14 protein-coding genes are annotated in these 23,552 nt (G+C 61.5%); 4 read left to right on the forward strand and 10 right to left on the reverse strand.

Annotated elements, in window-relative coordinates:
• Positions 1-240 (reverse strand): hypothetical protein, encoded by a 240-nt coding sequence (locus AC0L2K_RS04290; RefSeq protein WP_287374509.1) that lies wholly within the window; start codon positions 238-240, stop codon positions 1-3.
• 106 nt (positions 241-346) lie between these two features.
• On the opposite strand from AC0L2K_RS04290, the gene AC0L2K_RS04295 reads away from it, so the two are divergent.
• Both AC0L2K_RS04295 and AC0L2K_RS04300 read left to right on the forward strand, forming a co-directional pair.
• Positions 347-616, forward strand: a complete 270-nt coding sequence (locus AC0L2K_RS04295) for a hypothetical protein (protein ID WP_287217046.1) — start codon at positions 347-349, stop codon at positions 614-616.
• A gap of 1,254 nt (positions 617-1,870) precedes the next feature.
• A complete protein-coding gene (locus AC0L2K_RS04300; protein ID WP_473530699.1) occupies positions 1,871-4,390 on the forward strand; it encodes a caspase family protein in 2,520 nt (839 codons plus the stop codon).
• A 477-nt stretch (positions 4,391-4,867) separates the two neighbouring features.
• Here the strand turns inward: AC0L2K_RS04300 and AC0L2K_RS04305 are convergent, their stop codons facing one another.
• Positions 4,868-5,440 (reverse strand): DUF6931 family protein, encoded by a 573-nt coding sequence (locus AC0L2K_RS04305; protein ID WP_473530700.1) that lies wholly within the window; start codon positions 5,438-5,440, stop codon positions 4,868-4,870.
• 190 nt (positions 5,441-5,630) lie between these two features.
• Between AC0L2K_RS04305 and AC0L2K_RS04310 the strand changes: the two genes are divergently transcribed.
• Positions 5,631-6,161: an OmpA family protein gene (locus tag AC0L2K_RS04310; protein ID WP_473496075.1), complete on the forward strand. Its 531-nt coding sequence runs from the start codon at positions 5,631-5,633 to the stop codon at positions 6,159-6,161.
• A gap of 54 nt (positions 6,162-6,215) precedes the next feature.
• On the opposite strand, the gene AC0L2K_RS04315 is transcribed toward AC0L2K_RS04310, so the two are convergent.
• The 8 genes from AC0L2K_RS04315 to tagH all read right to left on the reverse strand — a co-directional run bounded on the left by AC0L2K_RS04315 (position 6,216) and on the right by tagH (position 21,023).
• Positions 6,216-7,829, reverse strand: a complete 1,614-nt coding sequence (locus AC0L2K_RS04315; protein WP_473530701.1) for a caspase family protein — start codon at positions 7,827-7,829, stop codon at positions 6,216-6,218.
• Positions 7,830-8,015: 186 nt separating this feature from the next.
• Positions 8,016-10,346 carry a M23 family metallopeptidase gene (locus AC0L2K_RS04320; protein WP_473530702.1) on the reverse strand — a complete coding sequence of 777 codons (2,331 nt, stop codon included), beginning with the start codon at positions 10,344-10,346 and terminating at the stop codon, positions 8,016-8,018.
• Positions 10,343-10,849: a DUF1036 domain-containing protein gene (locus tag AC0L2K_RS04325; protein ID WP_473530703.1), complete on the reverse strand. Its 507-nt coding sequence runs from the start codon at positions 10,847-10,849 to the stop codon at positions 10,343-10,345. Before AC0L2K_RS04325 ends, AC0L2K_RS04320 begins: the two co-directional genes overlap by 4 nt.
• 11 nt (positions 10,850-10,860) lie before the next feature.
• Positions 10,861-13,497 (reverse strand): serine/threonine-protein kinase, encoded by a 2,637-nt coding sequence (locus AC0L2K_RS04330; protein WP_473530704.1) that lies wholly within the window; start codon positions 13,495-13,497, stop codon positions 10,861-10,863.
• Between the two features lie 5 nt (positions 13,498-13,502).
• Entirely contained in the window at positions 13,503-14,270 is a 768-nt protein-coding gene (locus tag AC0L2K_RS04335; RefSeq protein WP_128172598.1) for a PP2C family protein-serine/threonine phosphatase, read from the reverse strand.
• Positions 14,271-14,429: 159 nt separating this feature from the next.
• On the reverse strand, positions 14,430-17,993 hold the full coding sequence (tssM, locus tag AC0L2K_RS04340) for a type VI secretion system membrane subunit TssM (protein WP_473530705.1): 3,564 nt from the start codon (positions 17,991-17,993) through the stop codon (positions 14,430-14,432).
• A 22-nt stretch (positions 17,994-18,015) separates the two neighbouring features.
• A complete protein-coding gene (gene tssL, locus AC0L2K_RS04345) occupies positions 18,016-19,527 on the reverse strand; it encodes a type VI secretion system protein TssL, long form (RefSeq protein WP_419696489.1) in 1,512 nt (503 codons plus the stop codon).
• A gap of 416 nt (positions 19,528-19,943) precedes the next feature.
• The gene (gene tagH, locus AC0L2K_RS04350) at positions 19,944-21,023 is read right to left on the reverse strand and encodes a type VI secretion system-associated FHA domain protein TagH (RefSeq protein WP_419696490.1); all 1,080 of its coding nucleotides are present in this window, start codon (positions 21,021-21,023) and stop codon (positions 19,944-19,946) included.
• 198 nt (positions 21,024-21,221) lie between these two features.
• Here tagH and AC0L2K_RS04355 point away from each other — a divergent pair, with 198 nt between their 5' ends.
• Complete coding sequence (locus tag AC0L2K_RS04355) at positions 21,222-23,549, forward strand: type VI secretion system Vgr family protein (RefSeq protein WP_473530706.1); 2,328 nt, start codon at positions 21,222-21,224, stop codon at positions 23,547-23,549.
• The last annotated feature ends 3 nt before the right edge of the window (positions 23,550-23,552 follow it).

The raw sequence follows: 23,552 nt of genomic DNA on the forward strand, positions 1-23,552 counted from the left end.
TCAGTCCAGCGGCTTTTCGGTCGGTCGCGGCGTGGCGCCTTGCTGGCGCGGCCGGCCGGCATTGCGGTTGGCCACCGGATTGTCCAGCGGAGCGGTCGAGGGCTTCGAGGCTCCCGCGCTTTTCGGCGTCGGTGGCCTGGCTCCGGCATCCGTATCGTCAGCATCCCGCCTTGGACGTCGCAAGCCAGCGGCATTTGCCTGCCGGATTGCCGGTTTCGATGCGGTTTTCTTGTTGGCCATGGTGTCTCCTTCCTGCTGCGACGGAAACAACGGAGGCTTCGTTCACCGCTCGCAGCCCTGCGTGTCAACCGCCGGCACGGTGCGAAGTTCCACGACCTGCCGCTGGATGGGAACCATTTTCGATACTGGCTGTTCGGCTCGCAGGAAGGAGCCGGACATGGAGCGACGTAACGCCATACTTTCGCTGGTGATAGCAGCGATCATCATCGTCGGCTTTCTCATCGGCTTTTTGTATGCCGATATGGGCTGGCGCACCTCGCCACTCGAAAGAGCCCAGGAGCAAAACCAGGGTGGGAACGCCCCGGCCGACACCTCGCCTGCCGCGGGCATCGAAAAGAACCCCCAAGAGAATACCGAGATGCCGGATCAGCAATAACCGCGATCTTTCCGGCAGGAACCGGGCAAGCTGGATGGTCTTGCCCAGAACCAATGGCTGTATCGCTGGTGATATCGGACTTACGGTGGCTGCTGGTACCCGGCTGCCAACGCCGCGGCCTCTTCCCCCGTCGTTGAAACCCCTCCTGCTGATGTAAGCGATTTCTGGCATTTGCGTATCGGCAGCACGGCGTGCTCAGTCTCCGGAGACGAGAGCCGACCGATCCTGCTGCTTCTTGCCAACGCATCTTGGTTGGCCCTTGCTGCGAGCCACTCTGCCCGCTCCCGCGGCAAGCCGATAAGGCAAATACCAGCGAAGTGCGCCGGCACATCCACCGTCGTGTCGAACACGGCCCATGTGTTGGTAGGCTCCTGAACCGGCAAAAACCTCATAACAGCTCCTGCTAATATATAGCACGAACTTACGGACGAAGCACTGTTCCGGCATCAACCAAACGAAGGAGAATTTTTCGTTTTACCACGCTGCGGCGCGCTGAGCCTCGCAAATTGATCCACGCCGTCTGTATCGCGGCTGCGACGTGGCCGAAAATAGATCTCTACGAGCGAACGCATCCAGGAGCCCGCCAGGCGGCGGCGCTTTTGCGTGTCGGCGATCCGCCTTCAGCCCCATCTCGCGGCGCCTCGGCGTATCCCTTGGGGAAGTGTCAACTGGCCTTGGGAGCGCTGCTCGGAACCAGGAATCCACCCTTTAGCAACTCCAGGGCGTCGAGCGCCTCCTCATCCAGCAAATCTGTCAGAGCCACCCCTTCTGCGAAGACCACCCTATCGTCGTCTATATCGTAGACCTCCCAAAGCCCTTCCTTGTTCCGTCGAATGGCGTGCCGATGCTCCATAAGCAGACGCTAATTGAGTCGCGGAAATGGTGGCTAGGAAAAATCAGGGGCAGGCCGACATTAGCAGTGGAAAACCTCAGGCGCCCTGACGCGTGATGCATGCGCAAGTCAAGGCTATGCCGGCCGCGCGCGGCCCGAGGGGACCGTATCGACCACGGAAAATAGCCGGGTCGAGAATCCGATTGACGATCATTGCGGACACTCGGCCTCTGATGTAATTTAGGGATCGATCAAGTGAGGAATATACCGCTGTCGCGACGGCTTTTCTCTCTTTTCTGTCTCGGCAGATAGCATGCTCTCTAACGGACCTTTGGCACTGCAAGCTGTGTTCTTGTGGTCGCCAGGTAATGACGGTTAAGGGATTTGCCATGCTCCGACGTTGCGGATTCGTTGCGGCCTTGATGCTCGCAAGCGTCGCGACTTTCGACGCTTCTGCAGTCGAACGAAGGGTCGCCTTTGTAATCGGCAACTCCGATTACCAGGAAATCTCGGCCCTCAAGAACCCGGCCAAGGATGTGGTGGACGTGTCCAACACGTTTCGAGCGGCTGGTTTTGATGTTTTCGTCGCGAGCAATCTTACGAAGCTGCAATTTGAAAATCAGTTCCGCAACTATCTTGCCGCCGTGGACGGCGCAGATGTGGCTGTCGTTTACTATTCCGGCCACGGCTTTCAGATCGGCGGCGAAAATTTCCTGATCCCTGTCGATGCCTCGTTGAAAGATGCGGCGGACGTCGAGGTCCAGGCAATCAAGCTGAACGATGTGCTGCAGCAGATGCGTTCGAAATCGAAGATCCAGGTGATCATCCTCGATGCCTGCCGCAACAATCCATTCCCTCGCAAGGACTATTGGCTCAGAGACCAGCTTCTTACCGCCAGCGGCACCGGCCTTGCGCAAGTAAGAAGCTCACTGAACACACTAATTGCTTTCGCCACCGAACCCGGCGCGGTCGCCTATGACGGCGCCGGCGACCTCAGTCCTTTTTCATCGGCGTTTTCTCGTCGCGCGCTCGCCCCGAACCAGGAGATCCGCACGGTCATGTCGGCCGTCCGCCGGGATGTGGTTGAGGCTACCAAGGGCCTGCAGGTTCCCTGGGAGAATTCTTCGCTGATCGACGAAGTCGTTCTGATGCGTCGCATCAGCCGCCCATCGCTGCCGCCGGTTTTGGAGAAAGTCGTGCTGTCCGGGGCAGGCCCCATCGATCTGGACCTCCCGGAACCGGTCCAGGTCGATGGCGGGACGATAACCGTCAGCATCGAAAGACCACCCGCCTTGGGACGCCTGATGCTGGACGGCAAGGTCATCGAGGCCGGAGATCTGATCCAGGGCAAGGACCTGCCGCGTTTGCAACTGGATGTCCCCAAGGGAACTGGGGAGCCGGAAGAGATGGATATGCTGGCCTATGCCGCACGCGACAGTTGGGGCGGCGAAGCCAGGGGCATGCTGGTGTTCCGGGTCAAGAGCGGCGAAGGAGCCGAGGGCGAACAGGTGATGGCCTCGCTCGAAGCCGAGCAGAAGCAGCAGGTGCTGCAGCGCGGCATTCATGTCACCGGTGCGGCCGAGGCGATCGAGAACCGGGACGTCGACGTTCCGGTCGGCGTCGGCGCCGTTGCCCTGAACCTCGACGTTCCGACAGACGATGCGGCGGTCAGCCTGAAAGTCACAAACTATCCGGCAACGGGAACACTCTCCCTGCCGGATCGGACCCTGTCGCCCGAATCGAGCTTGACGGTCGGCGAAGTCGAGGGGCTGCGCTATGAACCCCAGATCGGCGCCAGCGCACCGGTCGAGATCGCCTTCGAAATTCGGGCGGACAGCGGAGCAGCCAAACCCGCCAAAATGAAACTGTCGCCGAGCGTCGATCCGTGCGACCTGGCTGCCGGCGAACCTCTCGACCTTCAAGGCGTGGTCCCCGGCCTGCTGCCGAATGAAATCGGCGCCGACGCGGTCAAGCTGTGCGAGGCTGCGGTGAAGGCGTATCCCGATGTCGCCCGCTTCCGTTATGAACTGGGCCGCGCGCTGCTTGCAGCCGGCAAGGTCGACCAGGCCAGGAAAGCCATACAGCAGGCCGCCGACAGGGGGCATGTGCGCGCGGTGTTCGAACTCGGCTACCTCCATGCGACGGGAACGGGCCAGGCTGTCGACCGCAAGCAGGCCAACACCTTCTACGCCGCTGCGGCCGACAAGGGCGATCCCTACGGGATGACGTCGTGGGGCCGTGCCCTGTTCCATGGCTACGGCGTCGAGAGCGACACCGGCAAGGGGCTGGACCTGCTGCTCAAGGCGGCATCGATGGGGCACACCTATGCCATGAACGATCTCGCGGCGATCTTCACCGAAGGCCGCAACGGCGTGCCCGCCGATCAGGCCCGCGCGGTTGCCTTCCTGGAGGCCGGCGTCCAGCGCCAGGACATGTATTCGATGAACTTGCTCGGTCGCAATTACCTCAGCGGCAGGGGCGTCGAAAAGGATCCGAAGGCTGCGCTGGCGCTTTTTCAGAAGGCCATCGACCTCGGCCAGCCCTATGCGCCGGCCAGTCTTGCGCGCATGTACCGTGATGGCGTTGGCGTCGAGCAGAACCTTGATGAAGCCCAACGTCTGTTTGAACTGGCAACCTCGCGCGGTGACCAGTCCGGCGCCTACGACCGCGCGGCTCTCGAGATGCAAAAGGGCGACAAGGCCGACCAGGCCGTCGCCGTGCGTTTCCTGGCATTCACAGTTGCGCTCGATCTTCGCAATGAGCTGCCTGACGCCCGGGCGACGTTGGCGCAATTCGGGGCCAAGCCGAAAGCGGCGGCGTTGAAGCAGCTGCGTGGGGAACTCAAGTCGAAGATTCCCTTGAGCGGCTCTGTCGACAAGCAACTGGTCAAAGCGGCCAGGGCGGTCTGGGAACAAGCCAATCCGCGTCGGGATTTGTTCTGATCAACAAGGAGGCAATGGTGGGCAGAAATCTGAAGCAGGCAACAATCGGGATAACTCTGTCCATAGCCTTGGCGGGGGTCATGGGCTGCACATCCTGGCCGCCCCTTCAGCCGACGCCGCTGGTGGCGACGCCGGCACCGGCGCCGAAGGTCGTTCGCAGAGCCCCGGCGCCGCGGAAGGTCGTCAACCCCGCTCCCAAACCGGTGGCCGCCAGGAAAGTGGTCAAACCGGTCGCGGACGAGCCTGCTACCGCACCTCCCGTAATCGTTGCTCCTTCTTTGGGAGGGAGCGGCGGAGGAGGAGGCGGCTGGGGAGGATAGCGTTGAATGGCGGCTGCAGGTAAGCCAGGCAACTAATTCAGAGCATTCTGCAGCCAAGTGGGTTCACTTGGCGTCGCAGGAATGCGGCCAAATCAAACAGATAGAGCCGGATTCTCGTTCAATTGAACGTATGCCGCTCGCGGATACGGGCTACGATCTAACTTGCATCCGCTGATTGGCGCAGCGCCTCTGTCTCTGCCAACTGGATGCCCATTTCGACAAACGCAGAAAGAACTGAAAAGCGGTCTTCCAACGCAACGCGTGCCAGTCCGGCCAGAACCCCCGCACTCACCGCGCGGGCGGCTGGCGGTAAGGCCGATAGCGCTGGCGCCTCCATGGCTGAACCGTTGCCATGCCGTCCTGCAGCCAGGGCAATCCAGGCGGCCGGCGTTGTTGGCGGCATTGCCGCAGCCTTGTCCACTTCCGGGCGATGGTGAGGGCTCTCCGGTTCGCTGACCCAGTCACGAACAACCGCGAGCAACTCCTGATCCCTGCTGTCGAGCAGAACGGTGAGGTGGCTCAGGCATTCATGTGCCCACCACACCGCAGCCCGTTCGGGAAGCAGATAGGCACAGAACGTAATCGCCTCCTCTGGCACCTGCCCGGCCAGCAGGGCGCGGCAAAATTCGATTGAAGGCTGTTCGGTCGGAAGTGCCACCATGTCCCTGGAAACAGCGGGGCAGGCCATGAAAAGGTCCCGTGCCGTTTTGAATCGAAGCTCATTGGCCATGGCGCCACGCTTTCCCCAGGGAACAATCGACACTGAAGCCCTGGGCGGGGCGGGTCAAGTCTCCAGCCCCTGGCAAGATGCAACTGCCCTCCACCACTCGTATGCTTGACGTTTATTGACAGACAACCGCTTCGCAATTTGGTATTGTCCGCAGTCGATGAAATCGATGCTCAAGACAGGAGTAACCGTTATGCGGTTGGGCAGTTTAGCCTTCGTGTTTACGGTCGCGTATTATTCGACCCACGCTTTTGCCGATCCACTTCAGAAATCAGAAGACATCGTGAAGTTTTTTGACGCGGCGAGCGAGCTCGGCCCGCCGCGTGGAATTTGCGTCGGCACCGAGGAAGAGTGCAACAGCAAGAACAAAGCAGCGCCTGCCGAAAAAACCAGCCTCGACATGCTGATCAATTTCGGCCTTGATTCTGCGGAACTCGATGCGACTGCGCGCGCTGAACTGGACGAGTTCGCCAAGGCACTGAAGGACAGCCGACTGAGCACTTTGAACTTCGTTGTCGAGGGTCACACAGATGCATCCGGCTCGGAGCGCTACAACGAGGGGCTGTCGGAACGCAGAGCCAGATCGGTAACAACCTTCCTCACCTCCAACGGCATCGATCCTGCCCGCATCAAAGCGACAGGCCTGGGCGAAGCGAGCCCGCGCAACCCCAATCCATTCGATCCGGTAAACCGCCGGGTGGAAATGCGGATAAGGACTGAGTAGGGCCGCTCCGACCACCGAGGCACGGCCAGCGTCGACACGCCTGAAACTGGCTCGTCAGTTGTTGTTGAGCACGCCACCCACGGCCACACCGGTGCCGAAAATCAGCGCCTTGGTCAGGAAGTCGTTGTTGTCCGGCGGCGGAACATCCCGCACGACCTGCTGCCTGCGGGGCTTCTGTGCCACCACCGGCTTTTGTGTGCGGGCCTTCTGTGCCACCGGCTTCTTTGTGCGGGTCTGCTGCACCTGTTTCTTCGGCTGTGCTCGAGCCAGATCGGCAGCGTAGCTGGCGCGCACCGAATCCATCATTGGATCCGTCTGGATCACCAGGAACGTCAGTTGCTCGCGTGTCAAAAAGGTCGTCTGCGGCAGGCCGTTTTTCGCTTGCCAGATGCCGATCGCCTGGCGGGTTTTTGGGCCTATGTTTCCGTCGATACGGCCAAGCTCGTTGCCCAAGGCTTCGATGCGCAACTGCAGATCGATACGGCCCTGGCGATCGAGACCGATCGCGCTTTCCGTCAACTCGGTGCCCGGGGCCTGCTTCACCTCGTCCGAAACTCCAACCGAGGTGCGAACGGCTGAGCCGGAAATTGCGTTGGCCTCGTCCTCGTCGACTGCCGCGACCTGCCGATCTTCGGCCTTCGGTTCGTTCAACTGGTCGATGTTCAGCCGTGCCACCGTGGCGAAGCGGCCGCTCGGAAACTGTTCAAGATAGGCTTCGTAGAACGGGATGGAATTGCGCTTGGAAGCTTCGTCCCACAGACGCTGCTCAACCTCCCAGGAAGGAGGCTCGTTGGTCACCGGGGCAGGCGCCGGTGTCATCGCGGCGGACGCACCAGCGATCGGTTTTGTGGAAGGCGCCGCTTCCGCTTTGGACTGTCCCAGGAAGACCTCGCGTCCCAGTGATGCGTTGTGCCAGGGTCTTTGGCGACCTTGTGTCGTTTCGGTCACCTGGCCGCGCACACGCGTCAGCGCGCTCTGGATTTCAACGCCAGGTTCAGTCAGGTGTCTGGCGAGCGCCGCGGAGTAGGGACTGTTTACGCCGTTGCCGTCGAAAGCGATGGCGCCGGGGTCGGTTGCATACGCAATCAAGACTCCCCCGGTTCCAACGCCGTCCGATCTTGCTTCAATCGGCGCCAGTCCGGAGCCAAACGAGGCGGAACGGCTCTTCGGCATCGAGGCGGCCAGCGTCCTGGCCAATGGATTGTCGCGGCAGGCATCGAGGATGATGACGCCGATCGCCGGCTCGGCTGGTAACGCCGCCATGAAGTCGTCGATCTGAACGGTGCGGGTCTTGAGATGAGCGGGCGATGTCAGTTCGGCGTCTATCGGAATCAAGAAATTCTTGCCGTCGACCTGCATGCCGTGGCCGGCATAGAAAATGACGGCGAGCTCGGCATCGTAGGATTGCTCGGTAAACCGACTGATGAGGCTGTGCATGCCTGCATTGTCTTGATCGAGCCCCTCGATCACCTGGAAGCCGGCATTGCGTAGCGTGGATGCGATGAGGTGCGCATCGTTGGCGGGATTGGGCAAGGCAACGGCATGGACATATTTACTGTTGCCGATGACCAGTGCCACGCGTTTGGCATCAGGCGCGGCAGCCTCGGCTCCAAGTGACGTGATGACAAACAGGACAAACCCGCTCAGAAAGACGGCAAATGCTTTCATGGTCCAGCCCTCCGCCCCGCCGGGGCGCACTATCGATGTCTGCGCATGCCAGAATGGCTCCTGGGCGTATGTGATCTCGACCACAGTTTTGGTTCACAAAGGCCCGAAAAAAGTTGGCTATAGTAGCACTTGGCAGCAGGAACACCAATGGACTAACGGCAAACTCGCACGCCTCGAGAAGCAGGTTCAAAGGGTATTCTGCATCGAGCCTATGAGAGCCGTGATCGCCTGCTTGTATTTTTCGAACTCGGGCGATGTCTGCCGGACTTCCGTCGTTGTCGTTGTCTGGCTCACTTCAACCATCGCCGGGCTCAGCTTCCGCCCCATTTTCCTTTCGGCCCAGCTCACGACATAGCTGGCGGACTTGCCGGTGAGAAACGGGTTGGCCTGAATGACGGCCGATCCGAGCACGGCGCTCAATTGCGCCGAACCCGGCGACGACAACACTTGATGGGCACCTTCCATTCCCAGGAAATGACAGAGATAAAGCCGGCCGGCTGTGATCTGGTGGCCGCGTGCCCGAAGATAGGCTTCGCCTTCGCGCGCCAGATTGCTGACCATCTCGCGCGAGATGGTGGCGTCAAAACGCAGAGCGAGCAGGTCGGCGGTTGACAGTGTCCGCGCCAGTTCGGGGCGGTAGGTGTTCATCATCCGGATCCACGTCTTGGTTATGAACTGACCGGCGCCGGTCGCCGAAGAAAGCGGGTTCTTGGCGCGGGCCTTGCCGCCGCTTTCGACTTGAACGATACGGTCGGTCAGCGTTTCGACAGCGGAAGCGTCCGTCGCGATTGCCGTAACCGTGCCCAGCGGATCGATCGCCTGCCCATTGCGATAGAGTTCGAAATGCAGGTGCGGCCCGGTCGAAAGACCGGTGGTGCCGATATAGCCAATGATATCGCCTGCCTTCACCTTCGCGCCGACACCGCCCTGGTCCGCGAATTTCTGCATATGCGCATAGCGCGTCTCGCTGCCGTCCCCGTGCGAGATCTTCACCAAATTGCCGTAACCACTTCCATCGCCCTGAAAGACGATTTCGCCGTCGAATGCGGCGGCTATCGGCGTGCCCAGAGGCGCCGCCCAATCGACGCCCTTGTGGATACGAACGGTTCCGAGGATTGGGTGCTTGCGTGGGCCGAAAGTCGAGGTCATCACCCCGTTGACCGGGGTGACCATGCCGTTGGCGACTGTCAGCGAGCGAACCTGATCGTCGCCGCTGACGCATGCAAACTGGCCGTCGGTCTGCTGGAACACGAAACAGTCAAGGCTTTTTTCGCTACCCCGGACGCCAACATACAGCACCCGTCCGGCCGTCTCTTCCTTGCCACGCGGTTTTTGCGAATAGATCAGGACCAGACGCTGGTCTTCGCTGGCGAAGGCATCCAGATCCTGTCCTCGCGACAGATACATGATCGCTTCTCCAATCACGCCGGTCGGGACTTTGTTGCGCGCTGCTGTCGAGTAGATCGCGTCGAGCAACCGGTATTGCCTTTTGTGCGTGCCTTGCGCCTGTGCGCCCGAGTAGTTGAATAGGTCTTCGCGAACCCAGGGGTCGACACCAGACACAAACACACCGGCGGCATTGCGCGTCAGCGTGCCGACAAATACGTTCCTGGCGTAGATCGAAACCTGCATGAGGGACATGGTTGTCGTCTCGCGCGTCGGCCTGAAACCGCGCATGGCGACGACATGACCTGGCTCAAGGCTCTCCCGATTGAAAAGCGCCTTCAGGGCCTCGCCTGCCAGCCTGGCATCCTCGGCGGAGAAATGCGCATCCAGGGCAACGCTGTCCAGGCTGCGGTCGTTGAGGATCTTTACGAAAATGTCCTCGGTAGCCTCGTATCGTTGATGTTCACTGATGACATTTGCAACGCTTGTGTTGTTTTCGATCTGGGTTTTCTGGAACGCGGGAAGGGCTGCCTCGCCTGAATCGATTGTTTCGCCCCAACCTGCTTCGGCATCATCGGTATCCCCCTGCGGGTCCGAAGCAACCGGAGCCTCGTTTAGTACGGGCGGTGGCTGAACATCGTTTTGCAGCTCGTTGGATGGCGCCGGCGCGGTCTGTCGCTGCGCCTGGAAGAATGCGAAATCTTCTTGCGTCGACGGTATCGTTGTCATGAACTTTTCGCTGGCGCTAAGCATCACGTCGGACAGAATCTCGATCTGCGGAGAAACGCCGGCCTGGTCGAGTTCTGCCGGCCGCGGGATCACCTGGCTTTTTGTTGCGCCGCCGGTGTCGGGCGCAAGGGTGATCCACATCGGGTCGCCTGCGAGATCGATGATGGCAGGCACATAGACAGATGCGTCGGCCGGCACATCGTCGGTTCCCTCGACGGCATGCAACTCCTCATCTTCGTCGCCAAACGACCAATAATCCGCGGTGAGATAGAAGCCGGCAGCGATCGACAACAGGGCAACCACAGCAAGCCCGGCAAGCAGCCTGCGCCAGAGCCTGCGCCTGCGCAGGGCGGCGCGGGCCTGCTTTTTCAACTTGAAGCTTGTGTCGATACTGTGCGTCACGGATTGCTTCCGGTCAGAAAGAAGGTCCACCGCGCCTGTTCAAGCGTATCGACTTCGAGAAATCGTGCGGCGATATGGCCGCGCTGCCAGCATTCATCGATGCCGCGTATCGAGAAACGCCGCCGGTCGATGCACATTTCGGTCGACCCGGTCAGGGTCGCATGGCCAAAGACGTCCGTTGCATAGATGTAGATGTAGCGGTTCGAAAGTTCCTCGCGGATGACGTTGACGCACTGATTTGCGCCGATGGTCCACCAGCCATCGGTCTGGTCGGCATTGTCGACTTTTTGGCCGACAGCGAGATTGACGACGTCGAGCGTCTGATTGCAGACGGTGAATTCGGCGCGCGCTTCGTGAGGCGACAGGAGAGCCAGCAATGTCGCGCCCAATATGACCGCAAGTCTGATACGGCCTGTCAGGGCAAGCAGGCCGCGAAGCCGGTCACGCTGATTGTTGGGCGGCACAGCGGGCAGGAAGGAAAAGCGCGAGCGGCGGTGGGCCATCGGCGTCCATGCTACCCGCCGAGCCGAAAATACTTTGCCGTTGCGGAGTACTCAGCTCGGTTGGCGTCGATCTCGTCGAGAATTTTGGGCAACAGCAGCGCGGCTGGTGTCGGCGCAGAGAACGCCGCAGCCTGAATATCCTGTGGGCCCGTGATCACCATTATGATCTGCGGCACGACCTTGCCGGCCGCCTTGTCGGCTGCGCCGAGATCGATCGGGATGTTGAAGGTGGCCTTGCCGGCTTGCGCCAGCATAAGATCGTCGAGGCTGAATGCCATGCCCCTGTGGTCGATCAGCAGCACGCTGGAAATCAGGCCGCCCTGCGTCACCAGCGTGCCGCCGATCGGCGAGCCGCTCGGCACCGTCGTTCGATCGAGAACAAGCTGCGGCTTGTCAGCCGGCATCTGGTCCAGAAAGCGCAGAAAGTTGGTGACTTCGCATTGAGCCGGCTCAATGAGGCGGACGCTGATGTCCGGTTCGACACGGAATCTTGCCTGGAAATCGGACAGCATTCGTTCGAACGGCTGGACCTCCGTGCCCAATCCTTCGATGGCGGCGGCGGCCTCGGTTGCCGACGTCAACGTCGCATAGAAACAGTCGCCGCCGTTGAAGTCCCGCACCCAGGAGACCCGTTGCGCAGCGGGGTCGAGGGCATTTTTTGGCGGCAGTTCCAGGTCCGGTTTCGGCACGTTCAAGGCAACAGTGGCTTCGCCCGGCTGTTTGCCTGCCGCCGGCTCGTCCTGCTGCCGTTTTGCGTTCGCATCATCCGTCTGGCTTTCGGCCCGCGCGTGCTGGCTGGCCGGCTGATCGGGCCTCCGGCTCTCCATAATTTCGGGCCGGACCGCTGCGGGCGGCGAGGCCTTGTCGGCCGGTGGCATTGGCGCGACCTGGATGCGCGGCGGGACCGGGCTTTCCTCGGCTGGCGAAAGGACTTCGGCTGGCCGTGTCGGCTCCAACTTTTGATCAGCCGCGGCATCTGCCCGATTTTCAGCTGGCGACGGCGCCTCGGCTGTCGCCGGCTGCGAAATGTCCTCGGCTGCCGCTGGCTCCGAGGTGTCCTCGGTTGGCGAGAGGACTTCGGCGGGCCGCGTCGGCTGCAAGCTTTGATCCGCCCCGGCATCTGCCTGACTTTCACCTGGCGGCTGCGCTTCGGCTGCCGCCGGCTCCGATCTTTCCGCGGCTGCCGCCGGCTCCGAGCTTTCTTCCGATGCCAACCGCTCCGGGGCTTCCTCGGATGGTGAGAGGACTTCGGCGGGCCGTGCCGGCTCCAACTTTTGATCCGCACCTGCCTGACTTTCGGCTGGCGGCGCAGTGGCTTCTGTTTGTGACTGATCGGGTGGAACTGCCTTTGCCGGCTCATCGCCCGGCGAATTTGCGGCGCTGTCCGTCGGGGCCGGTTTGGATGCTTTTGGCGACAAAAGCGATGTGTCGCCGGCGGTCGGCGTGGAAGGCGTCATCATGCCGCCCAGGTAAACGCCTGCACCCGACGCGACAGCCAATATCGCCAACGCAGCGATCGCGATCGATCGGGTCCTGGCCGACTTTGCCGGGACCTTTGGCAAAACCGCCCGAGCAGGACCGGCAACCGGCGCAGGCCTGGGCTCGGACAGAAGTGCGGGCCGGACATGCGGAACGAAGCGCTGCTCACCGGCAGCCGCCGGAGGCTGACTTGCCATCTTGGGGCCGGCAAGCCTGGGGCCGGGAAGCCTGGGGCCAGGCGCGGCGGTTCCCCCCGTTCGCGGCGTCCGGTCGCGCGGTGTGATCGACGCTGGCGGCCTTGTCTCCTCGTCCGTGTCGTCACGTGTCGCCCTGGCGATATCGGCCATGCTGATCGGCCGGTCTTGTGGATCCGGCTGCAGCATGGCCTCGACAATTCCACGAAAATCGGCGTCGATGTCGGAGAGGTCCGGAACGGTTCGGCGTTTTTCCACGATCTCGAACTGGGAGCCGCTCATGTCGATCGGTTTCCCGCGCAGAGCAGCGGCCAGCACCAGGCCCAGGCTGTAGATGTCGGATTGCTCGCTGACATCGCCGCTGTACAGCCCGAGTTGCTCGGGAGAAACGTAATTGTACTTTCCCGCGAACTTTCCGCCGATCAGCGTCTCGCCGCCGACGGTCGCCGATCGCGCGATGCCAAAATCGATGATCTTTGCGCGATCGACCCGGCCTCCTGGCAGGATGATATTATCCGGGGAGAGGTCGCGGTGTATCGCTCCGGCCTGGTGCACGGCGCTCAAGCCGGAAGCCAGACGATGGCAGAGCTTGCGCACGTCTTCCGTCGGCATCGGGCCACGTCCCATGATATCGAACAGCGATTGGCCGTCGACGAACTCCATGGCGAGGTAGGGGCGACCAATACCCGGGTCGATCGTGAAGACGTGATATCGCACGACCGCGTCGTGCGACAAATGATTGAGGATCGTCGCTTCCTTGCGGAACAGCGACAGGATCGTCTGGTCACGGGCGAACTCGGGCAATACGATCTTGATGGCGACATGGTCGCCGGTCTGGATGTTGTGGCCACGGTAGACTTCGCCCATGCCACCGAATGCGATTCGCTCGTCCAGTTCATAGATGCCGCTGAGTTGCGTGCCGACCGCTGTGGTGGCCACGTCAGGCGATATCCGCGTCTTGTCGTCGGCGCTCATCGGCCTCAGCCTTCCGCTCTGGAAGGACCGGGATAGGCCCCATTGCGCCCGTCTCCGATCTTGACGAGCACGATCGTGACATTGTCCGTTCCCCCGCGCGCCAGCACCATCTGCAGCAGGTTTTCGCAGGCCGCCTGAGGTGTCGCCGACACCGCCGCCGCCTCGATCTCGGCGTCTGTGACATGCGCTGTCAGCCCGTCGGTGCTCAACACGAATATGTCGCCCGGCATGATTTCGCCTTGCTGGAAATCGATCACGATCTCGTCGCTGACGCCGACCGCATGGGTGATGACGTTGCGGCGCGGCCAGGCGAGTGCTTCGGCTGCGCTGATCATGCCCTTGTCGAGAAGTTCCTGGACTTCGGTATGGTCCTTCGAAATCTGCGAGATCGAGCCGTTGCGGATCAGGTAGACGCGACTGTCGCCTGCCCACAGGCAGGCAAACCGCCCATCCATCGCCAGCAGGGCGGCGACAGTGGAGCCAATGGTTACCCCACGGGATTGCGATATCCTGCGGATTTCGGCGTTGGCCCGGCTCAGCCGGTCCTCGAAGCGCGCGCGCAGATCCGGTGCAGAGCTTGCAATGCCGATCGTTGCCAGATGATCGACGATGCTGGCCGAAGCGACTTCCCCGGCATCATGGCCACCCATTCCATCGGCCACCACCCACAGGCCGGTTTCCGGCTCGACCAGATAGCTGTCTTCGTTGAGCTCACGGACACAGCCTCTGTGGCTAACGCCGAAGCTTTCAAAGGGAAGGGCGACAGTGTTCACTTTGCCACCAAGCGCTTCTCAAGCGTCCTCTGCGGCGCCCCGTCAGGTGCTCGCTCGCGCCAGTTTGCCACAGGCTCGAACGTTAGAGTATCGAAATAAACGTCCGCCCATCTGTTGCCGATGGACAGCCGCACCGTGTTGGGAAATTCAAAAATCATCTCAAAACGCCTTTGGACAGCTGAACCCGGAAAGCGCAGGAAGGAAGAGAGGGTTTTGGTCCGAACTGGCCTGGACCGTATAGGCGACATCGCGTCCGCCGATCACGAAGCGGGCTTGCGTGTTGCCGCCGGTGCTGGTGATATCGGCCTTGTCCAGCAGGCGCTTCAGTGCCCACGGACCGTCGAACTTGATCGCGGACTCACGGCCCGGCATTTCGGGAATGAGGCTCAGGCTCGCCGACGCGGAAGCCATGCCGCTCGGCCAGGTCACCGTGCTTGGCGCGTTGCCGGCCTGGTTGCTTTGGACGATCTGGCCATCGACGTCGAGTACCGCCGTATCGGCATCGCCATGCAGTGAAAACGGTGTAAAGGTGACACTGACCGACGGCACCGAACCACCTGAAGGAAAGAAGGCGTTGCGGATTTCCGCCGCCAGCTGGAAGTTTTTCAAGGTCGACTTCGACAGGTCGCGCCCGAAACGCGCATCCTGCTTCCAGTTCCAGTCCTGGCCGGTCATGTCGATCAGCGATGCGAGATTCTGTGCGAAGAACCGGTCCATCAGCCCGCCTGGAGCGAACAGTTTCGCAAAATCCGCCATCGCAATATCCTCCGGGCCATCGCTGGCGAAGGGATAACGGCCCTCGACCATCTCCTCGCAGGCGCGCGTGACCGTCTGGTCGAGCAGCTGATTCAAATTCGTCAGCGAGGTTTCTGCGACGTTGCCGTCAAGCTCGTCGGCGGTCGCAGTAACCATTCGGGCGAGTTGCTTGGGCAGCCGCGAGACATTGGCGCGAAGCGTGGATATCTGCAGCTGCAGATTCATGTTGGCGCGTTCCGTTTGCGAAGGGATATCGGCCGCCAATTGCAGGCTTTGATGGATGTCGCGGAAATTCTGGGTCAGTGCATCGATCGGGCGGCGCCCAGTGGGACCGCTCACCAAAGCCTGGAATGATCTGAATTGCGCTTCGATGTTCGCCCCGGGGTACTGGTTTTGCGCGCGAGCGGACCCCGTGCCGGCCCGGCTTTGCGATTTGCCGCCGGCGATTTGAATGCCGATGCGGGCCAATCCGCTGGCGATATCTGCAGCGTTTTGCGGCTGGTTTTGAAGCATGCCGGCTTCGGCCTCGGAGCCGGGCTCTTCGCTGGAACGAGCGTCTCGCGTCAGCGCTGTTTCGTCGGCTATCGCGGTAAAAAGCTGGTCGATTGGCGAGCTTGGTGACGCGGCGGCGGAGAGCGCGATATAGTCCGGCTTGTCCTCCAGCATTGGCTTGAACTTCAGCTTTTCGAGAACGCCGTTCCACGCAGCGGCGAACTCCCTGCCATAGCGCTCGACAAGTTCGGGACCGAGTTTTGGCAATTCCTGGTCGATGCCGCCTTGCTCGGCGCCGCCGCCGAGAACCCACTGGTCATCGACAAGCATCTGCGCAATGCGCGAGAGTTGTCCGAGATAGAAGTTGTTGAAGCCGCTATAGGTGTAGATACCGGGCACGCGAAGGCCTGACAGATCGCCACCATCGACACGCTCGAACAACAGCTGCGCTTCCGGGCCGCCTTTGACGGAGACTGAAAAATCGTCCAGTGCTGCGGCGTATACCGCCGACTTCACCAGGGCAGAGGCACGATCGGCAAGGCTCATGCGTCCGAGCGAGCGTTGAGCGGCTTCGACAAGTGGCTGGTTGAGTTCGAAAACCGGATCATAGGCGTCGTCCAGCGCAAGCATGGCCCGCAGATGCTTTTCGAGTTGCGCCCGTCCCTCGCGGTTGTTTTCACCCGGATACCGGTTCTGCTCCCAGTCCTGCCTCATCCAGGACACGATCAGCTCGTCGTCGACCTTGGGCGCCTTGCCGCCAAGCATCATGTAGATCTTCAGCGGTTCGTAGAGCGCGGTGGGATCAGCCATTTTTGCCTGGATCGTCCGTTCGGCCTGAAGCAGCAGGCGCGAGCGGAACATGCGCTCCAGGGCTTGCCGGTAAGCTGTCTTTGATGCCGAAAGCAGTCTTTGCCGCTGACTGAGGCCGAATGTCTCCTGGATCGGGGTCGGCAAGTCACTGGTGTCGAACCCGGCCGGCAGTTCGCGCAACTGGTCGAGCGGGCCGATGACGTTTTCGAGGTCGACATCGGCGACTTCAGTGCTTTTGAGGAGCGGGTCCGCCGTCTCGCGATACTGGCCTGCAGCTTGCGTGGTGGAAGCGATCAGCGACCTGTTGGCTGAAAAGCTCAGGGCCAGGGTGCCGAGAGCCGCGGCAGCCATCAATGCTATTGCGCCAAGGCCGCCATACCTGGCGATCGCTGCACGCCTTCCAGCCGATTTGTCGTATGAGACCCAGCCGGATTCCGCGAAAATGACGCCGGTCAGAAGATCATGCAGGAAGAAGCTCTTGCCGGTGCCGGAAAGATGGGCGCGAGAGGCGCTGCCGAAACTGCGGCCGATTGCGCCCAGCACCTGGTCGATCGGCGTGCCCTCCTGCGTGCCTGACGAAAAATAGAGACCACGCAGGCTGACATTCACCTGGCCGCGGGCCGGATCGAAGATGCCGGCGACGAAACCGGAAATACGGCTTTTTAGCGCGTCAAATTGAGCTGGAAAGCCAAAGATGGCTATGCGCGCGACCGGATCGGCCTCTTCCTGCAGGCGGTCGGCCATCTCCTCTGCCAGGCGCTTTGCCAGTGCGTCGAGTTCGGCCGGTGCCTCACCGGCCATGTTCTTGCTGCGATCGGCGGTCTGGAATGTCGCGCCCCACACTTTGCGGCGGCGCTGCTCGTCGAAGCCGCCAAAATAATCCATGAAACCGGAGACAAGGTCGGCCTTGGTGAAGAGCAGGTACACCGGGAACTGGATTTTCAGTGTTTCGTGAATTTCGCGCAGACGGCTGCGTATTTCGACGACATGGGCGTCAAGCTGCCGATCATCGAGGCTGATGAGATCGGCAAGGCTGATGGCCAGAATAACCCCGTTTATTGGTTGCCTTGTGCGGTATCCCTTGAGCAGCGACAAGAAGGCGAGCCAGCTCTTCTTGTCGCTCTGCGCATTGGAATCCTGCGTGGTGTAGCGCCCGGCGGTGTCGATCAGCACCGCCTGGTCGGTGAACCACCAGTCGCAGGATCGTGTGCCGCCAACGCCGGCCACCGGCTGTGCGTCCCCCGAACCGGCAAGCGGAAAATTCAGGCCCGAATTGACCAGCGCCGTTGTCTTGCCGGCACCAGGCGGGCCGATGACGACGTACCAGGGAACCTCGTAGAGGAAATTGCGCTTGCCGCTCGACCGCTTGAGCGCAGCGATGGCTTCATTCATCCGAGTCTCGAGCACCTGCGAGTCGTCGTCCCTGTCGTCGTTGCGGGCGACTATCGTCTCGAGCGCCTTTTGCGCCTTTCGCTTTTGCCAGAAACGCACTCCATAAACCAGCGTCGCGATCGCAACGATCACGCCGATGATCGTCACACGCAGCCAGACGGGCGCCAGCGGACGCGTGTCGGCAAAGCGGATCAATGGTCCGGCAAACCAGACGGCTGCCGCGAAACCGGCCAACGCGATCGCGCTGAATATCCGCAGCAGCCAGCGCATCATGAGCGCTTCCAAATGGCCGTGCTCACAGCGTTTCCTCCTTGGGGATCATCAAGTCGACACGGCGATTCTGGGCGCGGCCTTCCGGCGTCGCATTGTCGGCGATCGGTTCGTCTTCACCCTTGCCGTCGACGGTGATCCGGGAAGGCTTGCTGAACCGTGGCGCCATGACAGCTGCGACGGCCTTCGCCCGGGCGATGGAAAGGTCGAAGTTGGATTTGAACGGGCTCGATTTTCGCGGCTTCACATTGTCTGTGTGGCCGACGATCATGATCGGTCCAGGCTCCGGTTCCAGCGCGGCGGCGATGTCCGCGGCGATTGGTCCAAACTCCGGTTTTATCTCGGCCCTGCCGGACGGGAACAGCAGGACATTGTTGATCTCCACGATGATGAACCTGCCCTGCGTGCCGACGCTCAGCCCGCCGCGCGCGATAGTCTTGGCCAGTGCCGCATGGATGCGATCGATCTGGGAACGGGTAGGGGCGGCGACAGGCGGGCCGACTTTCACCGGCGCAGCCGACGGCACCACGCTGGCGCGTTCGATGGCGATCGGCGTCGACGGATCGAGCGCCAGCAGCCTGCCGGCAAGGGCATCGCCCTCGTTGGTAATAAAGACCCGCAATGCGAAGAATGCCGCCGTCAGCAGCGCCGACGCAGCCGCCGCAATCACCCAGAGCGGCAGCCGGGCCGACGACTGTGGGCTGGAGACCGCCAGGCTTTGCCAGTGCGGCGAGATGTCGTCGTCGGCGCGCGGCCTGAAGTAACGAAGCGTCTCGTAGACGTCGCGTCGAACGCGTTCGAGATTGTTGTCCTCGCGCGCAAGGCCTCGATACTGGCCTTCGAACCCCAGCGACAGGCAGGCATGCATCAGTTCAAGCAAATCGTAGTGTGCCTCCGGCGCAGCCAGTATCTTGTTCAGCGCTTGGTAGAAGCCCGAGCCGGTGGGCACGACTTGAAAGAACTGTGACAGCATGCTGTGCTGCGCCCAGGCGTCTGTCTGGGGCCAAGGCAGGTTGCCGATGAGGTCGTCAGCGGTTTCGCAGAGAGCAAATTTAGCGATCCGTGCATCTTCTTCGGGAACACCGGCTTTCTCCATTGTCCGGTCGAATTTTTCGATCGCCTCGGCGACATGTTCCGCCAGTTGCTCCGCCTGTCTTTCGACAGCCATAAGCCTGAGCTGGCCAAACAGCATCAGCAAAGGCGCGGCCGCGGCGAGGATCTGATTGGCTGCGGAATATCTGACGCTGTCCGTGGCATGCAGCAGGATGTCCTGCTGAATGCCCGGCGCCGCCGCAAAGGAGCCGGCTGCCGCCGCTGCGCCGGGCTCTGCACCCTGATAAATCACGGTTCCGGATGTCCAGCCCGGCGGTGCATGCTGACCGGGATCGAAAACCGTTGAATCCTTGACCGGCGAGGGACCGGGGCGCCCGCCGTCGGGAACGGCCCCCTGGGGATCGGGCGCTGATTTCTCAGCACGGCGCGGTGCGCGAATGACGGTCTTGCCCGCTGGGCCGAAAGGGTCGTCCTTCGAGCTCATCGCCAATCGTCCGTGCACGCGTCGGTGCCGCATGCGCGCCACATCAGGGCAAGACGGTCCCCGGCCGGGCTCAGGGACTGCAGGCGCAGGAACTGCAGGCGCTGCTGACGAGGGCAGTGTCCGGAGGAAGGTCGGCTATATCTTTCTAACCCGCAGTAACATGACATGTGCCGCAGACCCCCAGGTCAATCAGCCTTACCCGCTGGCGAACTGTCGAAAATGATCGTAAGCTTAGAAACGGTCGATTGGAACCAGATGCAGCGCTGCCAAAGAATTTTTCTTCGCCAACGACAGCGCCGTATCTTTGGGCTCGCCAAGGATACATTCCACCTGGTGCGTGATCCGCTCCGCAGCCGAAGCTAAGCGCAGCAACCGATCCGATTTTCGGGGCACCTGCCAGGTTCAGTTCTCCCGGTCTACTTTTGCTTGTCGGCCTTGGCATAGGCTTCGCTGAAATAGGCCAGGAATATGTCCAGCATGCCGTTTTCGTGCGCTTCCTCCATGGTCCGCCATTTGGCGACGAAGGCGTCCCAAGCCAGGCCCTTCTTCGATGTGAACGACGTCGGTGGGAGTTTTTTGCTGATCGCCTCAGGCGACAAATCGTCAAGCAGCCGGGAGAGCGCAGCTTGCATGGCTGCATAGGTGGCAAATTCGTGCGTCTTGAGATCGCGGAACGCGTCTTCGACACTGTGCCTGGCATCAAGGTAGCCGGATCTGCGCCGCGCAAACATGATTTCGAGGATGTCCTCGGTTCCCGGGACGAACTTCAGGGGATTGTTATCGGCCGCGCTGATCATCGTCCGGTGTGTGCTTTTGGCCAGTATTTTCGCAGCCGCACGTGCCTTCAGCAGCTGGGCCAGCTCCTCGACAACCGTCCGCAGCACCGCGCCGATTTCGGCGGCCACTTCATGCGGATCACGCGATTGAAGCAATTCCGGTGCGATGCCGGCTGCAATCGCGATGTCCCGCAGCACCTCGTCTTTCGTCGAAGCGAGAGGCGCGGGCGTCGAAGCGAGAGGCGCGGGCGGCGAAGACGTCGACACCGGTGCTCTCTGCCCGGGCCGTTGCTCCACCGGCTCGAAGAAAGGCTGGTCTCCGAAATCCCGCGGCCGGCCGGTGGTGATCGGCATTTGTCGCTGCGTCGAACCGTGGCTGCTTCGCGGAAGCCCTGTCGCGGCGCGCTCGTCATCAATCGAAACCAGGACGACATAGCGGCCGATCAGCAACCGGTCGCCCTGACCGAGCCGGTGAGGGCCGGCCATCCGCTGGGTCGATCCATTGATGAATGTGCCGTTGCGCGAGATATCGTGCAGCCAGAACGCGCCTCCCTGGTAACGCACTTCGCAGTGTCTGGCGGAGATGAACTTGTCGGGATCGGGCAAGGTCCAATCACAGGCCTCGCGGCCGATTTCAAAGCTGCGATCACGAGCGGAGTAGCCGGTCGACATACCGGCGGGCAGGGAGACGACATTGTTGATCTGCAGCCTGATGAACATTCAAAATCGCCGTCGATCCTGTCGGGAAACTCGCCCAGGACACCCCATTATACCAGCAATTTGTGAGCGGCGGCACAGAAGCGTTCAAGTCGATGATTCCACAGGCGACCAGGCTGCAGCCGCCAAGCGTCCCCTTTGGTCGGTGCAAGACATGTGCTAGGCTCAGGCAGAAACGAGCGGCGGGAGGGGGCACGACCCATGCCGAACGAACGTGCTACGGTTGTGCAGACGCCGGTTGGCGCTGACCTGTTGACCTTCACGCATCTTGTCGGGCGCGATGAGATCAGTCGTTGTTTGGCCTATACGGTCGGGTTCGTCAGCAGCAGCCCCGAAATCGATCCGCTGAAGATGCTGGGCGGCGCGGTTTCGATCGAGGGTGAATCCGATCCCAAACGCTGGTTCAGCGGCCTTGTCTCCGAGTTTCGGCTGACCCGGATCGAGGACCGTCTGGCCTACTACGAAGCCGTCATCAGGCCATGGCTCTGGTTTCTCGGCAATACCACCGATTGCCGTATTTTCCAGAACATGAGCGTCATCGAAATTGTCGAGGAGGTTTTCTCGAAATACAGCACGGCAAAATTCGAGAAGCGCCTGCAAGGGTCCTATCCGCCGCGCGAATACTGCGTCCAGTATGACGAGAGCGATCTCGATTTCGTGCAGCGGCTGCTCGAGCATGAAGGCATCCTGTATTTCTTCGAGCACGACGAGGGCAAGCACACGCTTGTGCTGGCCGATGCCATGAACAAGCTCAAGCCGGCGCCGGGCTATGAAAAGGTACCCTATCACTTTGAAGGGCAGGGCTCCCGGCGCGATGTCGAATACATCACCGAATGGATTCCGGGCAGCTCGGTGCGGCCGGGCGCCTATGTCCATACCGACTATGATTTCGAGAAGCCGGGCGCCGACCTGATGGCCAAATCCGCCCAGCCGTTCAGTCACAAGCTGGCCGCGGGCGAGAACTACCGCCAGCCCGGCGCGCATCTCGACGTCGGCCGCGGCGACAGCCTGGCCGCGATCCGGCGCGAGGAAATCCAGGCCGTGCACCAGCGCATCGCTGCAGTCGGCACCGTGCGCGGCCTGTTTTCCGGCTGCACGTTCAAGCTGGACGGCTTCCCAAGGGAAGACCAGAACCAGGAATATCTGGTGGTCAGCGCCGAATACAGGCTGTTCGATCCGGGCTACAGAGCCCTTGCCGACGTCGAAAGCGAGAACTTCAAGGTGATCCTCGGCGTGGCGCCGACCGCCTTGGCCTATCGCCCGCCGCGGGTCACGACACGGCCGATCATGCGCGGCCCGCAGACGGCGACGGTGGTCGGCCCATCCGGCGAGGAAATATTCACCGATAAATATGCCCGGGTAAAAGTCCAGTTCCACTGGGACCGTCTCGGCAAGAAGGACCAGAACAGCTCCTGCTTCGTGCGCGTGTCGCAGACCTGGGCCGGCAGCGGCTGGGGTTTCATCCAGATCCCGCGCATCGGCCAGGAGGTGATCGTCGACTTCATCGAAGGCGACCCGGATCTGCCGATCATCACCGGCCGCGTCTACAACGCCTCGCAGATGCCGCCATACGGACTGCCGGGCAACGCCACGCAATCCGGCTGGAAATCCGACTCTTCGAAAGGCGGCGGCGGTTACAACGAGCTGATGTTCGAGGACAAGGCCGGCTCCGAACTGGTCAATTTCCAGGCGCAGAAGGACCACAACCTTCTGGTCAAGAACGACCGCACCAAGCTGGTCCAGCACGACCAGTCCGACCGCATCGACCACGACGCCAAGCACTCCGTCGGCCACAACCTCGACGAGGACGTCGGCAACAACAAAACGGTCAAGGTCGGCGTCGACCAGACCACGGATATCGGCAACAACGACACCGAGACGGTGGGGGTGAATCGCTCGCTGACGGTGGGCGCGGACGAGACGATCAATATCGGGGCGAACTCAACGGAGACGATCGGCGCCAACCATACGCAGACCGTCGCTCTCGTCCAGACGGTGACGGTCGGTGCCGCGCGCGTGGATTCAGTGGGTGCGTCTGAAACCCGAAGTGTAGGCGGCCCACAAGCGAATACGATAGGGGCGACACGGTCGATGACGGTGGGGGCGGCGCAGAGCCACAGCATTGGGGCAACGGACAGCTGGCAGATCGCTTCCGACCAGAGTGTGTCCATAGGCGGCGGCCACACCGAGAGCATCGCGAAGGATCAAGGCTCCACGGTCGGCGGCGGACGCACCGCTTCGGTGGGCAAGGACGATTCGACATCCGTGGCCGGCGCGCATTCGCTTTCCGTCGGCAAAGACAGTGCTATTTCGGTCACAGGCAATGGCACGATCACAATCGGCAAGAAGTTGGTCATCGATGCCGGTGACGAAATCCTCATCAAAACGGGCTCGGCCAAGATCATGATGAAGAAGGACGGCACCATCGCCATCGAGGGTAAGGACATCTCGGTCAAGGGATCGGGCAAGATCAGCATCAAGGCATCGAGCGACATCACGATGAAGGGCTCGAAGATCAGCGAGAATTGAGGG

It is taken from the genome of Mesorhizobium sp. WSM4817, assembly GCF_055811135.1.

What these genes read in the sequence shown, in the direction of transcription:
- AC0L2K_RS04290 (WP_287374509.1), bottom strand. Translation starts at nt 240, where the DNA reads ATGGCCAACAAGAAAACCGCATCGAAACCGGCAATCCGGCAGGCAAAT.
- AC0L2K_RS04295 (WP_287217046.1), top strand. Translation starts at nt 347, where the DNA reads ATGGGAACCATTTTCGATACTGGCTGTTCGGCTCGCAGGAAGGAGCCG.
- AC0L2K_RS04300 (WP_473530699.1), top strand. Translation starts at nt 1,871, where the DNA reads ATGCTCGCAAGCGTCGCGACTTTCGACGCTTCTGCAGTCGAACGAAGG.
- AC0L2K_RS04305 (WP_473530700.1), bottom strand. Translation starts at nt 5,440, where the DNA reads ATGGCCAATGAGCTTCGATTCAAAACGGCACGGGACCTTTTCATGGCC.
- AC0L2K_RS04310 (WP_473496075.1), top strand. Translation starts at nt 5,631, where the DNA reads ATGCGGTTGGGCAGTTTAGCCTTCGTGTTTACGGTCGCGTATTATTCG.
- AC0L2K_RS04315 (WP_473530701.1), bottom strand. Translation starts at nt 7,829, where the DNA reads ATGAAAGCATTTGCCGTCTTTCTGAGCGGGTTTGTCCTGTTTGTCATC.
- AC0L2K_RS04325 (WP_473530703.1), bottom strand. Translation starts at nt 10,849, where the DNA reads ATGGCCCACCGCCGCTCGCGCTTTTCCTTCCTGCCCGCTGTGCCGCCC.
- AC0L2K_RS04330 (WP_473530704.1), bottom strand. Translation starts at nt 13,497, where the DNA reads ATGAGCGCCGACGACAAGACGCGGATATCGCCTGACGTGGCCACCACA.
- tssM (WP_473530705.1), bottom strand. Translation starts at nt 17,993, where the DNA reads ATGATGCGCTGGCTGCTGCGGATATTCAGCGCGATCGCGTTGGCCGGT.
- tssL (WP_419696489.1), bottom strand. Translation starts at nt 19,527, where the DNA reads ATGAGCTCGAAGGACGACCCTTTCGGCCCAGCGGGCAAGACCGTCATT.
- tagH (WP_419696490.1), bottom strand. Translation starts at nt 21,023, where the DNA reads ATGTTCATCAGGCTGCAGATCAACAATGTCGTCTCCCTGCCCGCCGGT.
- AC0L2K_RS04355 (WP_473530706.1), top strand. Translation starts at nt 21,222, where the DNA reads ATGCCGAACGAACGTGCTACGGTTGTGCAGACGCCGGTTGGCGCTGAC.